At 33.7% G+C, this 16,069-nt stretch carries 5 protein-coding genes; all 5 read left to right on the top strand.

What is annotated here, in order from left to right; genetic code table 11:
- Positions 1–901 precede the first annotated feature (901 nt).
- The 5 genes from H526_RS30890 (at position 902) to H526_RS30895 (ending at position 16,021) form a co-directional block, all read left to right on the top strand.
- Entirely contained in the window at positions 902–4,237 is a 3,336-nt protein-coding gene (locus H526_RS30890) for a cellulase family glycosylhydrolase (RefSeq protein WP_051336141.1), read from the top strand.
- Positions 4,238–4,316: 79 nt separating this feature from the next.
- Positions 4,317–6,170: a polysaccharide lyase gene (locus H526_RS0112710; RefSeq protein ID WP_027393348.1), complete on the top strand. Its 1,854-nt coding sequence runs from the start codon at positions 4,317–4,319 to the stop codon at positions 6,168–6,170.
- A 42-nt stretch (positions 6,171–6,212) separates the two neighbouring features.
- Entirely contained in the window at positions 6,213–8,465 is a 2,253-nt protein-coding gene (locus H526_RS0112715; RefSeq protein WP_027393349.1) for a polysaccharide lyase, read from the top strand.
- 93 nt (positions 8,466–8,558) lie between these two features.
- A complete protein-coding gene (locus tag H526_RS0112720; protein ID WP_027393350.1) occupies positions 8,559–10,697 on the top strand; it encodes an Ig-like domain-containing protein in 2,139 nt (712 codons plus the stop codon).
- Positions 10,698–11,425: 728 nt separating this feature from the next.
- Positions 11,426–16,021 (top strand): carbohydrate-binding protein, encoded by a 4,596-nt coding sequence (locus H526_RS30895; RefSeq protein ID WP_081415616.1) that lies wholly within the window; start codon positions 11,426–11,428, stop codon positions 16,019–16,021.
- Positions 16,022–16,069: the final 48 nt, after the last annotated feature.

The following is a 16,069-nucleotide window of genomic DNA, read 5'->3' on the forward strand; positions in this document are numbered from 1 at the left end:
TTAGTATTGATTAATTGATGTGTTTATTAAGTAAGGAGGGTATGTTAATGCCATTTTTTATATTGAATTTTATAAAATTAAAAATCTAATAATCAGATACTTGTATTTATTTACCCCCAAAAGCGTATTATTAAAAACGTATTTAATACTAATATTATCCTGCAATAATTTTAAAACCTATTATGATGCACGCACACTTTATTAATGAATCTATTTAATTAAATCGTGTTAATATATCTAGTATAGTTTTTCCAGAAAAACTAAAATAAGTATAAAACATTGTTTTTTTAATGTAATAGAATAATTAAAGATTATGGTAATTAGTATTCATTTTACTGATAGAAATTCCAGAGATATGAAATACTAAAAACAATTAAAAAGAGTTAATAAAAATTGTCTAGATTAAATCTTAGGCAACTTATAAATAAAAGTATGATTTACTCCTTTATAAAATAGAAATTTAAATAAAGGTATTTGATTTTCATATTAATAAATTGATTTAAGTAAAAGGTTAATGAACCAAGACCAATTACGAAAATATCAATAATTAAAATCAAATAAAATTGCAAGTAAGTTCGATATCTAAATTCTATCTCCCACCCTTCCGGAATTTGGACATATCATTTTTAAATAATGGATCGTACCAGAAGAATTTCTGGCTCGTTACTAATGATTATATCATTATAGTCCAATCTATGCATATATGCTTATTTCAGTACTTATATACTGATAAGAAAAATTAATCTGGCGTAGTGACTTAGGATTATATCTTCATTAAATAGAGCAATAGATTTTTTAGGTAAAGTATATGATGTATAGAAAACCTATATGAATAAAGCTGTAGGCCTATATTTTCGGATCATTTATTATAATAACATAACACACACAAACTAACGTAATTATGAAAATGTATTACACACACAAGAAACATTTTTCAGCAAACCGTTTTTTATGGTTAGCACTACTATTATTTATTTGGGCAGGAGGAGTAGCTCAAACAGTTGTACAGAAACATGGAAGATTAAGAGTACAAGGAAATCAAATTGTTGATAAAAATAATGATCCGGTCAGTCTGGCTGGAAATAGTTTATTCTGGAGTAATGCGGGAGATACATCGGATTTTTATGATGCCGAAACCGTATCACATCTTACCAGTGATTGGAATAGTTCAATCATCCGCGTAGCTATGGGAGTAAAAGAAAACTGGGATGGAGGTACAGGTTACATTGATAGTCCTAATTTCCAAAAAAATAAAATTAGAAAAGTAATTGATGCAGCGATAACAGAAGGAATCTATGTGATAATAGATTGGCATACTCATGAAGCTGAACAATATACTTCGGAAGCTGCTGACTTTTTTAAGGAAATGGCACAATTATACGGAGATAAACCTAATGTTATTTATGAAGTATATAACGAGCCGATTAACCAATCTTGGTCAATAGTAAAAAGTTATTCCGAAACGGTAATTGCAGCTATTAGATCTGAAGATCCGGATAATCTTATTATCGTAGGTTCTCCTACTTGGTCTCAGGATGTTGATGTAGCATCAAATAATCCAATAAGTGATGCTAATACAGCATACACTTTACATTTTTATTCAGGGACACATACAAATAGTTTAAGACAAAAAGCTACAACAGCTATGAACAATGGTATAGCATTATTTGTTACAGAATGGGGAGCGGTTGATGCTAGTGGTGATGGAGCTTTAGAAATTCCAGAAACAGAAAGATGGATGCAATTTTTCAAAGACAATAATATTAGCCACGTAAATTGGTCAGTTAGTGATAAACCTAGTAACAATGATCCTACAAGAGCTGAAAGATCTTCTGTAGTAGAATTAGGAAAGGGGATTGATGGATTAAAAAATAATCAACTAACACCAACAGGAAATTACATAAAAGACCTTATAAAAAACTGGTCAGAAGATGATGGAGGAGATCCTGATGGGCCTAGTGGTACCATCAATTGTAATACAGTAGACTGTATTAGAAATGCTATGCAAAATGCACAACCAGGAGATGAAATTATAATTGCTTCAGGAACCTATGAGGCTCCAGATAAAATTAATATAGGAGGAAGAGCAGCTAGATTTGCTTCAGATAAAAATGGTACAGCTTCGCAACCTATCATTATGAGAGCACAAAACCCTTCCAATCCACCAATATTAAAAGGTGAAAATGGGAAGTATGATGGATATGTATTGCACATGCTAGGAGATTATTGGGAAATAAAAAATATAATTTTTGAAGAAGGTTCTAAAGGAATTGTATTGGATAATGCCAATAATGGAATCCTAGAAAATCTAACAGTTAGAGAATTAGGAGAAGAAGGAATTCATTTAAGAGATGGGTCGAGTTCTAACCTTGTAAAAGATTGTCGAGTATATAATGTGGGTATCAAAAAACCAGGAATTGGAGAAGGTTTATATGTGGGATCTGATAAAGGACAGCATGATGATTACGAAAGAGAATGTAATAATAATATTATTGATGGTTGTATTGTAGGGCCTAATGTAACAGCAGAAGGTGTCGATGTAAAAGAAGGAACTAAAAATACAATTATCCGTAATTGTACTTTCTCTGCGCAAGGGATATCTGGAGAAAATAGTGCAGATGCTTTTATTGATCTTAAAGGAGCTTATGCTTTTGTATATAACAACACCTTTAATTTGGATGGATCTACGATTATTAATGCTGGAGTTGATTTTTTAGATAGAGGAACTGGATTCAATACTGGTTTTAGAAATGCAATTTTTGATAATACTTTTAATTTAGGTAGTAGAGCTAACGAAATTCAAACAGCAAGAAAAAAACAAGGAGACCCTTCAGAAATTCACGTATGGAATAATACGCGTAATCCAAACTCTGCAGATTTCCCTATAAGTGATGGAACTACGAATTTTGTTACACAATCTTGCCCAAGTTGGAACATCGTTCCTTGTAATGACGGTGGAGGAAATCAAAATCCAAGTGTCAATATTACATCTCCTACTAATGGACAATCATATCAAGAAGGAGATAATATAACAATAATAGCTAATGCATCAGATTCAGATGGAAGTATAACAAAAGTTGAATTTTATAATGGTTCTGTAAAATTGGGAGAAGATTCATCATCTCCATACCAGTATAATATCAATAATGCTCAAGCAGGTAGTTATAATTTAACTGCAAAAGCAACGGATAATGATGGAGCAACAACAACTTCTGGCAACGTAAATATTACGGTATCTAGCGATAATGGAGGAGATAATACGCCTCCTGCAATTTCTTTCGAAACACCTTCTGGTAATTTAACAGTCGATGAAGGATATAGTAGCCTTTATATCAAAGTAAATGCTTCCGATAGTGATGGAACCATAGATAATGTAAAACTTTATATCAATGGTAATTTTATAAGACAAGAAAGATTCGATCCATATGAATGGGGGCATAGCACATCACCTAACCCAGCAGAAACAACTGGTTTAGCAGCTGGGGATCATACATTTCGAGCTACAGCTACGGATAATGAAGGGGCTACTTCCGAGACCACCTTTACATTAACAGTAACAGGTGAAGATACTGGTGGAGGCAATGATTGTTCATTTGGAACTCCTTCTAGTGGTGCTTTACCAGCGTTTGATGGAGTATCTTTTACAGAAGTACATGTGTTGGGAAGCGGTGGTCCTGCGTTGGATAACTTTAGAAAATTTAGTGTCAACTGGAACCCACAATATAATGGATTATATCAGTTTGCAATAAACACAAACAATGGTGTTCCTAATTACTATGTTGATCTTAGACCTTTTAGTAATGCCAATTTTAACACTAGTAATCCTGAGTTAACAATAACTAACTCTGGGCTTGGTGGTTTAGATGGCTCTTACTGGGTTGCAAAAGATGGAAATAATTTTGTTATGGTCTCTAAAAGCGGAAACTTCTCAATTTATTTCAGTAACTCTGATACAGCTCCTAACTGTGATGATGATAAATCACCAGTAGATGAAGATAAATTAACCAATATTAAATTGTTTCCAAACCCTGTTAGTGATAACATACTTAATGTTACAGGGATAGCTCAGGAAAAATCTACGTTAGAAGTTGCTGATATGCAAGGTAAGATTGTACTTCAAGAGTATATTGAGAATACAGAAGTAGGTTTAGATGTTTCTAAGCTAAAATCAGGTATGTATATTCTTATTGTTAAAGGATTAAAATTCAGAAAATCCATTCTATTTACTAAACAGTAATAGTATTAGCCAATCATCATCATCAGGTAGCTGACTAAGTTATCTGATGATGATTCTAATGATTCAAAACGCATACATCATGAATTATAAATACGTAAAAAATAGTTTTACATTTATTTTATTGAGCCTTACTTCATTCTTATTTGCTCAAGAAAACTATGTATATCAATATGATTTTGATCATTTGTCCTCCGGGCAATATAATAGAGATCAGATAAAAGAAGCACTAAATGTTTCCTTTTGTAAAGGAGCAGATGAAGGTAGAGTACATATTTCTGATTTTGAAAATCGAGGAAAAGTACTAGATGTTAAGTATCCAAAAGGACAGGTTAAAACCGGAGAAAGTGGTATGCATACTAAAGTACCATTTGATGTAGAAGGAGAGTATGATGAATTATATATTAGTTATTGGATATACTTTCCAGAAGATTTTGAATTTCGAGCAGGGGGTAAATTACCTGGTTTAGCATATCAGACTTCAGAAAGGAATATGTCTTTACGTCTAATGTGGAGATACGATGGACTGGTTGAGTTCTATGTGCATTATAATACAGAACCTACTTGGGATGGATGGCATGCATCTATTAATTGGAGTCTAACAGATCCTTATGAAGAACCTAATGGAGAACCTCAGGCGGATCAGGTGAAGTTTAAAAAAGGGCAGTGGAATCATGTAGAAATGTATAATAAGCTAAATACTCCTGGGCAGAATGATGGAATAATGAGAGGTTGGTTAAATGGAGAGCTTGCGATAGATATTACAGATAATGGTGATTACAGGCAAGTTGGAGAAGAAGATATTCATCTTAATATTATTTATTTATCAACCTTTTTTGGAGGTAGTGATGAAACTTTCCAGCCTACCAAAGACCTAGAAGCCTACTTTGATGATTTCATTGTTTCGACAACCAGAATAGGAGATGATAGCGATAATGATGGAGACGGAGATAATACAAATCAACCACCAGTCGTTACATTCGCAACACCTTCTAATAATATTACCGTTGATGAAGGTTATATTCTTGATGTTAGAGTTAATGCCTCTGATACCGATGGGAGTGTTAGTAATGTAAAACTTTATATAGATGATACTCTTATAAGACAAGAAAGTGTTGCTCCCTATGAATGGGGTCATGCTTCATCGCCAAATCCAGATGAAGTAAATAATTTGCCTGTTGGTTCACATGTTTTTAAAGCGGTTGCAATAGATAATGATGGGGCAACTTCAGAAACTATATTTACGCTTACTGTACAAAATGAAGATACAGATAATAGTGATAATTGTTCCTTCGATACTCCTGTAAATAATAGTATCTCAAGTATTGAAAAGACGTCTTTTTCCGAAGCATACGTTTTAGGAAATAATGGACCTGCACTAGACAATTTTAGAAAGCTTACTATTAATTGGAATGCCACGAATAATGGTTTATATCAATTTGCGATCAATACCAATAATGGAATTCCTAGTTATTACATAGATCTTAAAAATAAAGTAACTCATACGTTGGGACAATCAAGTCCTGAAATAACAATTAATGATTCTGGAATTTCTGGATTAGACGGTTCTTATTGGATTGCTAGAGATCAAGATAATTTTATAATGGTTTCTAAGACTAGAGGATTTACATTGTATTTCAGTAATTCTAATGAATTTCCTTCTTGCGATAATAAATCCCAACCTGATTTAGAAAAGGTAGATTCCTTTTCTTATTACCCAAATCCTGCCAATAGTTCAATTTTGCTAAGCGGTGTTGATCCATCTATTAGCGAAATAGTGATTTATAATATAAATAGTCAGAAAGTTAAATCAATAAAGCCAATTAAGAAAGAATCGATTTCAATTGATGTTACTTCATTACAGAATGGACTTTATTTTATCGAGTTAAAATCTTTCAAGGTAGCATCGAAAAGATATAAACTAATAAAGAATTAATAACCAAACTCAACTAATTAACTAATTAAAAATTTTATAATCATGAAAGAAAAGATTGTTTATAAACGGTATATAAATAAGAATGTTTTTACGCTATCATTTTTGATAGTGATCGCACTTCTTTTTAATAATCAAGACACTTTTGCTCAATGTAATACTATAATCGATGTTGATTTCAATAATTGGAACAACAGACGATACTCTATTGCAGATATCAAAAATGATTTTAATAATAAAGTCAAACCTTGGACTGCATCTACATATAGAGGAGTAGAAGGTCCCGGCGCTGCAAGTAATTTGATAGAAAATACTCCGCAAGAAACAAGGATTGTTAATGGAACTTTACGAGCGCAGTATTTAAAAAATGATGCCTCAGGTAGATCAGGTGGTTTTCTCTTTGATCCTTATTTTGATGCCGTAGATGAAGCGTATTTAGAATATAAGGTAAAATTTGATGATAATTTTTTCTGGGCTACTGGTGGAAAATTGCCAGGATTGGGAGGTTCTACCAGCGGGATTAATAGTGAAAGTACTGGTCGTGGAACTATTCCATCTGGATGTAAATACAATACAAATGGATGGTCTGCACGTTTGATGTGGAGAAGAAATAGGGCGCAAACCAATGCACCTTATCTTATTCTTTACAGTTACTTTGCCGAAAAACAAGATGGGAGTGCTAGAAAAGATGGAGATTGTGGAGACGGAAAAAGAATTTTTTCTAATCTGAAAGATGATAAATGGTATACAATCCGTCAGTACATCAAAATGAATACACCAGGCCAAAAAAATGGTAAAGTAATCATGTGGATTGATGGAGTAGAAACGTATCGTGATAACAATGCGAAAATTCGAAACTCAGGAAAAAGCAGCTTAAAAATCAATGCTTTAATTATGAATACCTATCGTGGAGGAAGTAGAACAGATCCTGTTTGGCATTCTCCAAGAACAGAATATACGTTTTTTGATGATTTTAAAGTTTGGACAGGATGCGGTAACCCACCAGACGGTGGCGAGGATAACAAACCACCACAAGTTGCATTAACCAATCCATCATCGAATAATCAAGAGTTTACACTTGGTGAGACGATTACCTTAAGAGCGAATGCATCAGATCCTGATGGAGATGTTGATCGAGTTAATTTTAAAGTTAATGGTGGATATTATGATCAAGATCAAACGGCTCCTTATACTGTAACTTGGACACCGACTTCAGCAGGTACATACACTATAGGAGCACGAGCTTTTGAAGAAGGACAAGAAGGGCTTTCTACAGAAGTTTCAAGAACGGTAATTGTTAAGTCCCCAACTAGTAATCAAGCTCCAAATGTTTCATTTGCTTCACCATCTGGTAACCTTACTGTAGATGAGGGATATGATCTAACGGTAGTTGCAAATGCTTCTGATTCTGATGGAAGTGTTTCTAATGTAAAATTATATATTAATAACAGTTTAGTTCGTCAAGAGAATGTAGCACCATATGAGTGGGGTCATAATAGTTCTCCAAATCCACAAGAGTTAAATGGAAGATCTGCTGGGACGTATACAGTTAAAGCTGTAGCTACTGATAATGATGGTAAACAAAGTGAAGCCACTTTTGCTTTAACTGTAAAAGGAGATGATGATAATGGAGGCGATGGAGATGGTAATAATAGTTGTTCATTTGGTACACCTATCAATAGCGGTCTTAGTGCTATGGATAAGATATCGTATTCTAATGTTCATATTTTAGGAAGTGATGGTCCAAAACTTGGTAATTTTCGAAAGTTTACTATTAATTGGGTTCCTTCTAATATCGGATTATATCAGTTTGCAATCAATACAAATAATGGTTCACCAGATTGGTATGTAGACTTTAAAACTACAATGACTTTTCAGTTGAAGAATTCTAATCCAGAAGTTACTTTGAACAATACTGGATTTGAAGGTTTAGATGGATCTTATTGGGTCACACAAGAAGCTAATAGTTTTGTGATGGTTTCTAAGATAAAGGACTTCGCTATATATTTCAGTAACTCATCATCTGTTCCAGATTGTAATCGATCTTCAGGTATTGATAATATTGAAGAGAAGATGATTGTTTATCCTAATCCTGTCAAGGATAATGTTATCTACATTGGTGGTTTGTCTACAAAGACTAAGGTCTTACAAATTGTTGATCTCCAAGGACGAATAATCAAAGAATTAAATTCTACAAACACTTCAGAAACTATGGATGTTTCAGAACTTCCTTCTGGTCCATATTTGCTGATTAGTAGAAGTAAGAACTCGAAACAATCCTTTTTGTTTATTAAATAAGAAAAAAGGTATAACACTAACTAAACTAGTTAAATACATATATAAGTTAATAATAAGATTATCAATTTGTATATACTAATACCATCGCGAATTATGAAAAAAAATGAAATTAGAAATACGGTTTTTATAATAATATTTCTATTAGCAGGGGTTTATGCACATAGCCAAGTGCTTTGGTATGGAGATCCTAATAAGAGTGTGAATAGCAGCTTCAGAAGATTTGATTCTGGTAATGCTGGAGATTACTGTAATAATCAATCTAATAATTCATCTACAGCTACTACTACGAATGATTCGGAATATGGAAAAGTTTGGAGAGTTCGTAAACCGAAAGGTCAGAAAAGAGGGGAATTTGCCAGAACGACGGGTACGGTTAATAATCATGTGCCTAAGGATGGGGATGTACTATATTATGGATGGAGATGGAAAATAAATTCAACACCTAACATTACTAGCGGAATCGCTGTGTGGCAGTGGAAAACTGATGCTGGTAATCAAAATAACACTCAAAATTACCCTCTTAATATGGGGTATGGCAATGGGAACTTAAGTCTTAGTGCTTGGGGTCCTTGTTATCCGTCGTGGAATTCTTGTAGTGGATCTATTAGCAGACGCAAAACTACTTTATGGAATAAATCTATTCCAGAAAATACTTGGGTGAGTTTTGTCATAAAAATAAAACTGTCTAGAAATAAAGATGTAGGATATATAGAATTCTGGTATAATGGAGAGAAACAAACTTTAACCAATTCAGGATTTCAGGATTATAAAGTAACGTTGTCCTCGGATGGTAAGAGAGCATATCATAAAACATTTGATGGTACTGTTGTATATCCGAAATGGGGATCATATAACTCTAATGCGTGCAACTTTGATGTTAGCACTTATTATGACGAAATGAGAGTCGCAACAACTTTAGCAGCTGCAACTCCTTCGGGGACTTCTTCTGATTCTAATAAACCACCAACAGTAGCCTTAACGAATCCATCTCAGAATAATCAAGAGTTTACTTTAGGAGAAACAATTGTCTTAAGAGCAAACGCTTTGGATCCTGATGGCGATGTAGGTCGAGTTAATTTTAAAGTAAACGGTAGCTATTATGATCAAGATCAAACAGCTCCTTATACGGTTACTTGGACACCAACAGTAGCAGGAACATATACAATAGGCGCAAGAGCTTTTGAAGAAGGGCAAGAAGGGCTTTCTACAGAAGTTTCAAGAACGGTAATTGTTAAGTCACCAACTAGTAATCAAGCTCCAAATGTTTCATTTGCTTCACCATCTGGTAACATTACTTTAGAAGAGGGATATGATCTTACCGTAGTTGCAAATGCTTCTGATTCTGATGGAAGTGTTTCTAATGTAAAATTATATATTAATAACAGTTTAGTTCGTCAAGAGAATGTAGCACCATATGAGTGGGGTCATAATAGTTCCCCTAATCCACAAGAAGTAAATGGAAGATCTGCTGGGACGTATACGGTTAAAGCTGTAGCTACTGATAATGATGGTAAACAAAGTGAAGCCACTTTTACCTTAACTGTAGAAGGAGACGATGATAATGGAAGTGATGGAGATGGCAATAATAGCTGTTCATTTGGTACTCCGATCAATAGCGGTCTTAATGCTATGGATAAGGTAACCTATTCTAATGTACATGTGTTAGGGGATAACGGGCCTAAATTAGGGAACTTCAGAAAATTTACGATTAATTGGGTGCCAGATAGTAATGGTTTATATCAGTTTGCTATTAATACAAATAATGGATCTCCGGATTGGTACGTAGATTTTAAAGGTTCCATGACTTTTCAGTTGAAGAATTCTAATCCAGAAGTTACATTAATGAATACGGATTTTGATGGATTAGATGGTTCTTATTGGATAGCTAGAGACGGTGCTAATTTTGCACTGGTCTCCAAATCTGAAGGATATACGATATATTTCAGTAATTCGGTATCTGCTCCAAATTGTAATAGGTCTAATCCAGTAATTGATGTTTCGCAGATTAAAGCTTTTCCTAACCCTTTGTCGGATTCTTTTTTAACCATTTCTGGAATGTCATCAGAATTAAAAACTCTTCAGATAATTAGTATTGAAGGGAAAGTAGTAAAAGAGTTTATGACTGAAAAAGAAATAGAAACTGTGGATGTTTCAGAATTACCATCTGGTTCCTATTTCTTATCTATTAAATCGATAGGATTTAAAGAATCTTTATTGTTTGTAAAAAAATAAGATTGGTAATAGCTAACTAGGATATTTTTTGAGATCAAAATATCCTAGTTTTATTAGTCCTAACTATATGAAAATCATTTTGTATTATCTTTTTAAAGATCATATTTAGAATTAAAACTTGATATTTTTCGACACGAGTGTAGTAGGAAAGAATAATCTATAATAAAAACCTTAATAATATCTATAAAGTATCTATAAAAATTTAATGTAAATAAATGTTTGTCAGTTGTTTAAGTGAATTTTCACTCATGTTTAAAACTTGAATTTTTCTTCGAAATTCAATACTATTGTATGATAATATTTAATAAGAAAATCCAGACGCTCTTGTTAAATTTTTTATATCATAGTTAAGAAGCATTGAACAAATATTATTGGGAATTTTAATTTATAATTTTAAAAATTTATTTATGATAATAATCATTCCAAAAACAACTGTTCTAAATATCAAGTGATAACTAGCATTTGACTCTTAAAATATTTCTTCCCTTAGATCTTTAATATTTTAATTCGGTTACTAATATGTATTCTAGTATAGTGATTTATTTCATTAAATGGATTTGACCTTATTAATAAAATTAATGATAGCAAATACAATTTTAGAATAAATTAAAATAAAGACTTAGAAAAGATATAAGACACCATAATAAGCTTAGTGTTTATAGATCAATTATTGTCTCTATAGGTGCTCAATAACATAACACAAACTCACAACTAAAACCTAATAAATTATGAATACAACTAAAAGTTACCTCCATAAATGGCGATACCTATTAAAACACAGCAGCTTCGCTACATTAATTTTATTGATGTTCCTTATATTTTGTGTAAGTAAAATTTTTGCTACTTCTAACGATACACCTACAAAAATTACCTCATCTTTTGATTGTGCTCCACCTACTATTAGTTTGGTTACTATTAGACCTGTTCAATCTGGATTATGGACACAGGCATCAACTTGGCCCAATGGTAATCTACCAACAGCAAATGATGATATAGTTGTCCCTCCTGGAATAACTTTAACTATGGTAGGAACTTGTAGAGCCAAAAACATCACTGTACAAGGAAAACTTGGTGCAGTAAACTATCAATCTCCAGGTGCTTGGATAGATTTAGAAGCACAAAGTATTATGGTTGCTAACGGAGGATATATGGAAGTAGGAACTGAAAATCAGCCTTACTATGCAGATAAAGGCCCTGGAGGCATTAGATGTCAAATAACACTTACGGGTAACAAGATTGCTAATGCGGCAGCATCATATAAAGCAATTATGGTAATGGGCGGAGGCCGCTTAGAATTGCATGGAAAGAAAAGAATAAGTTGGACCAATCTAGCAAGTACTGCAAATGTAGGAGCAACGCAAATTACCCTAAAAGATCAGGTAGATTGGGAAGTAGGGGATAAGATCGCACTTACTGCCACAGGATTGGCCAGTTCGCAATCAAAAGCTTGGAACAATGTGGATGAAGCTACAATAACTGCTATTAGCGGTAATAAAAGAACACTTACACTATCACCGCCTCTTAAATTTAAACATATTGGAGGATCTAAGACATATACTAGAGACAGAGATGGAAAAACTTGGGATGTAAATATCCAAGGAGAAGTTGGTTTGTTATCACACTATATTAAAATTCAGGGTAAAATGGATGGAAATAATGAGCAAACTGGCTTTGGAGGTCATATTATGCTCATGAAAGGTTCTACTTCTCATTCAGAAAATATAGAGTTATATAAAATGGGGCAAAAAGGTGTGTTAGGTAGATACCCTTATCACTGGCACTTAAATGAAGATCAGTCAAATGGTAGCTATCTAAGAAATAGTAGTGTACACAAATCATTTAATAGAGCTGTTACTATACACGGTACAGATTACGTTACTGTTGATGGTGTATTTGCATACGATCAAATTGGTCACGGTATTTTTTTAGAAGATGGAGGAGAACGATTTAATACGATTAAAAATAATGTGGTATTTGTTACTAGAAGACCAAAACCAGGTGAAGAATTGACTCCTTCTGATAATGAAGCTAATGAAGCACAAAATAGAACACCAGCATCTTATTGGATTACGAATCCTAATAATTATTTCGAAAATAATGTGGCCGCGGGTACAGAAGGAACAGGGTTTTGGTTTGCTTTTCCGGAAAAACCTATGTTTGATTCTGGTAATTTAGCTTATTTCCAAGGGATGAATCCAACAACAGAACCTTTAGGACGATTCGATGGTTTTGTTGCACATACTTGTATGACTGGTTGGGATGTTTTTGATCAGTTGAACCCTGATCATTCAATAAAAAAGAACTTTGGATGGAAAGTTAATTCTAGACAACTTATTAAAGATGGTTTGTTTTATGGAAATGATCAAGCTTTATATAGCGGGTTAGGTGTAGGAGGTATAAATAAAAATACAGTTTTTTATGATTGTGCTTTTAGTGATAATAAAACCGTTTCTATGCTTGCGGGTGATCTTACGATAGAGAATAGTCTTTTTAATGTTGATACAGATTTAGGTGTTTTTGAGGGTGTACGAGAATTCTTTAGATTTTATGATGGTCCTGGTAGACATTTTGATTGTCATTTTGAAGGATGGAACCGGTCTAATGCCGAAATGATTAAGCAAATTACAGGTGGTGGAGCAACTGAGAATTTTAACCCTACTTTTAGAGGAACTACGAAAGGATTTTCTGAACCTTTCCCATTTAGATTTTTTCAATTGCCAAATACGACTGATACTCGTACTCGAAAAATAGGACAATTTTTCAAAGATTATGATGGAACGATGTTAGGAAAAAAGGGTACATTGATTAGAGATATTCCATTTCTTAGAGATGGACATGAATATAGACATTCTTCTTGGAGAAATGCAGCACGATCGGATTATTATTTTGCAGGATTATGGATGGCAAGAATCAATGCAAGTGGAGTTCGCATGTCTGTAGTTCGATCTAAGCCAGGTACTGAAGATGTTTGTTTTTATGAATCTGGATCACCTTCATCTGGAACCTATAAATTTCCAATGATTGTTAATGAAGATTTCATGTATACCTATTATTTTGATAAAGCCCCAGCAAATAAAAGTATATTACTTATCTGGAATCGGGGAGATGCTGGAGATTTAGGATTGGCTTGCCTGAAGGGTTTGGGAAAACTAGGCAATTTTAGAGTAAACGGTGCTCCGCTACTAAATTCTAGAGCAGCAGTAGAGAATGCTACAAATAATGGATATTTTATAGCTGGAAACGGAGATGTGTATATCAAATTTAGAGCTGTCGGAGGAGATGATAGAGTAAATGTTACCCTAAATTGGGATAATAATGGAGGTTTCCAACCCACTAATCTTCCTTGTACAACAAATGACCTTGATGGAGTTACTGCTCTAGATAGTGATGGGGATGGAAGACCTGATATTACTGAAATAGATACCTGTGGCAATCCGAACAATGCCTCTGATTTAAATTTCGGATTTAGTAATACTAATGAAAATTTTGAACGTTTCAATATTGCCGCTGCTAATACCAGTAGTGATCAACATTGGCTGGTAAGAGCTGATAATTCTAATGATCCCTATATTGTAAGAAGTGGATTTAAATTTAATGGCAATCAGGTTTCCCAATTAAGAATTAGAACTAAGTCTGAGGCAACTGGGTCATATCAACTATTTTGGACTACAATTAATGAGAATAATTTTTCAGCTGCTCGATCAGTAACAGTGACCCCACAAGCCACAAATGTCTTTGAAGAACTTGTGTTTGATATGAGTAATCTCAACAGCTGGATGGGGCAAACCATTACCAAACTTCGATTAGATTTTCCTGGAAATCCTTCTGGATCTAGTCATTATTGGGTTGATTATATTCATGGACCAAATGCATCGGATGACCCTTGTGATAATTCACCAGAAATTGTATTTACAAACCCTACAAATAACGAGTTAGAAGAAGGTGATGATTTAGGTGTAGTAGTCTCTGTTACCAATGGAAGTGTTTCAAATATTAGACTTTATCTAAATGATGTTTTGGTACGACAAGAAGGAGGAGCTCCTTATGAATGGGGGACAGCAAATACCAACCAAAATGATAATACTTTATTAAATCTTGCGGCAGGAACTTATGAGTTAAAGGCTATAGCAACTTCTGCCAGTGGTGAAACTGTCACCAAAATCAAAACGATTATTGTAAATGATGTAAATGGAACTGCAATTCCAATACCGGGGAGTTTTGAAGCGGAAGCATTTGTAAATATATCCGGCAGTGTTCGTGCAGAGAACACACCTGGTGGAGGACAAAACCTTGGTTTCATACTAAATAATAATTATACTGAGTATCAGATTGATGTTGAGGATTCTGGAAGCTATGATTTTACAGTGTTTACTTCAAGTAACACTAATGGTGGTACCATTGAGATTTATGTGAATAACTCTTTAAAAGAATCTATACAGATCCCAGGAAATGGTAATTGGCATTCATATAAATCACATACTAGTTCTATTTCACTTTCCGGTGGAAACCAAACATTACGATTGGTATACACTGGTGGAGCTGGTTATTTGTTTAATTTTGATAAAGTTGAAGTTACAAAACCTTCGCTTGTGGAAACAACTACAAGCCTTTCTCCAATTCACGATGCTTACTTAGATAATAGTACAAGATTTAATAATACTATGGTGAGATTAGAAGGTGGAAGACGTACCGGATATTTAATGTTTGATCTAGCTGGAATTAATGGAGAGATTACTGATGCGATATTAGAATTTGAAGTATTTGGTGATGCAGGAAATGGAGAAGTACTAGTCCAAGAGGCAGCACATAACGGATGGACAGAGACCAATCTCTCTCTTCAAAATAAACCTGCCACAAAAGCACAGATTATAGGTTCTAGAACAGGTGCATATGCAATAGGTTCTATTATACAAATTCCGGTAGATCTTTCTAAAGTTTTGACTAATGAGAAACTCAGTCTTATTTTAGAAATGAATGGAGGCAATGATTTTGCTTTTGGATCCAAGGAAAATGGAACTACAGGAGCTCCAAAATTGGTAATTACTTATTTAGAGAATAAAAATCCTGACAACGTTGATGATAACGACCCTATTCTTTATCCAAATCCAGTAAAGAATATCTTACGTGTTTCTGGTGCGGATTTTTCCAAAGTCATTAAGGTATATGATTTGTTAGGTGCAGAAAAGATTAGTCAATCTTTGGATGAATCAGAAAATGAGATTGATTTTAGCCAGCTGTCCAAAGGAGTCTATATGGTGCGAATTATAGATATAGAGAATCGTCGATCAGATTTAATGATATATAAAATTGTAAAAACAAATTAAAGAGAATGATAAACAATCTCAAGGTATTTTTCCTTGAGGTTGTTTATA

It is taken from the genome of Aquimarina latercula DSM 2041 (assembly GCF_000430645.1).
Classification (GTDB): Bacteria; Bacteroidota; Bacteroidia; order Flavobacteriales; family Flavobacteriaceae; genus Aquimarina; species Aquimarina latercula.

Bases quoted from the DNA above. Each gene is read 5' to 3' on its own strand.
- H526_RS0112720 (WP_027393350.1), top strand. From the start codon at position 8,559: ATGAAAAAAAATGAAATTAGAAATACGGTTTTTATAATAATATTTCTA.
- H526_RS0112715 (WP_027393349.1), top strand. From the start codon at position 6,213: ATGAAAGAAAAGATTGTTTATAAACGGTATATAAATAAGAATGTTTTT.
- H526_RS30890 (WP_051336141.1), top strand. From the start codon at position 902: ATGAAAATGTATTACACACACAAGAAACATTTTTCAGCAAACCGTTTT.
- H526_RS0112710 (WP_027393348.1), top strand. From the start codon at position 4,317: ATGAATTATAAATACGTAAAAAATAGTTTTACATTTATTTTATTGAGC.
- H526_RS30895 (WP_081415616.1), top strand. From the start codon at position 11,426: ATGAATACAACTAAAAGTTACCTCCATAAATGGCGATACCTATTAAAA.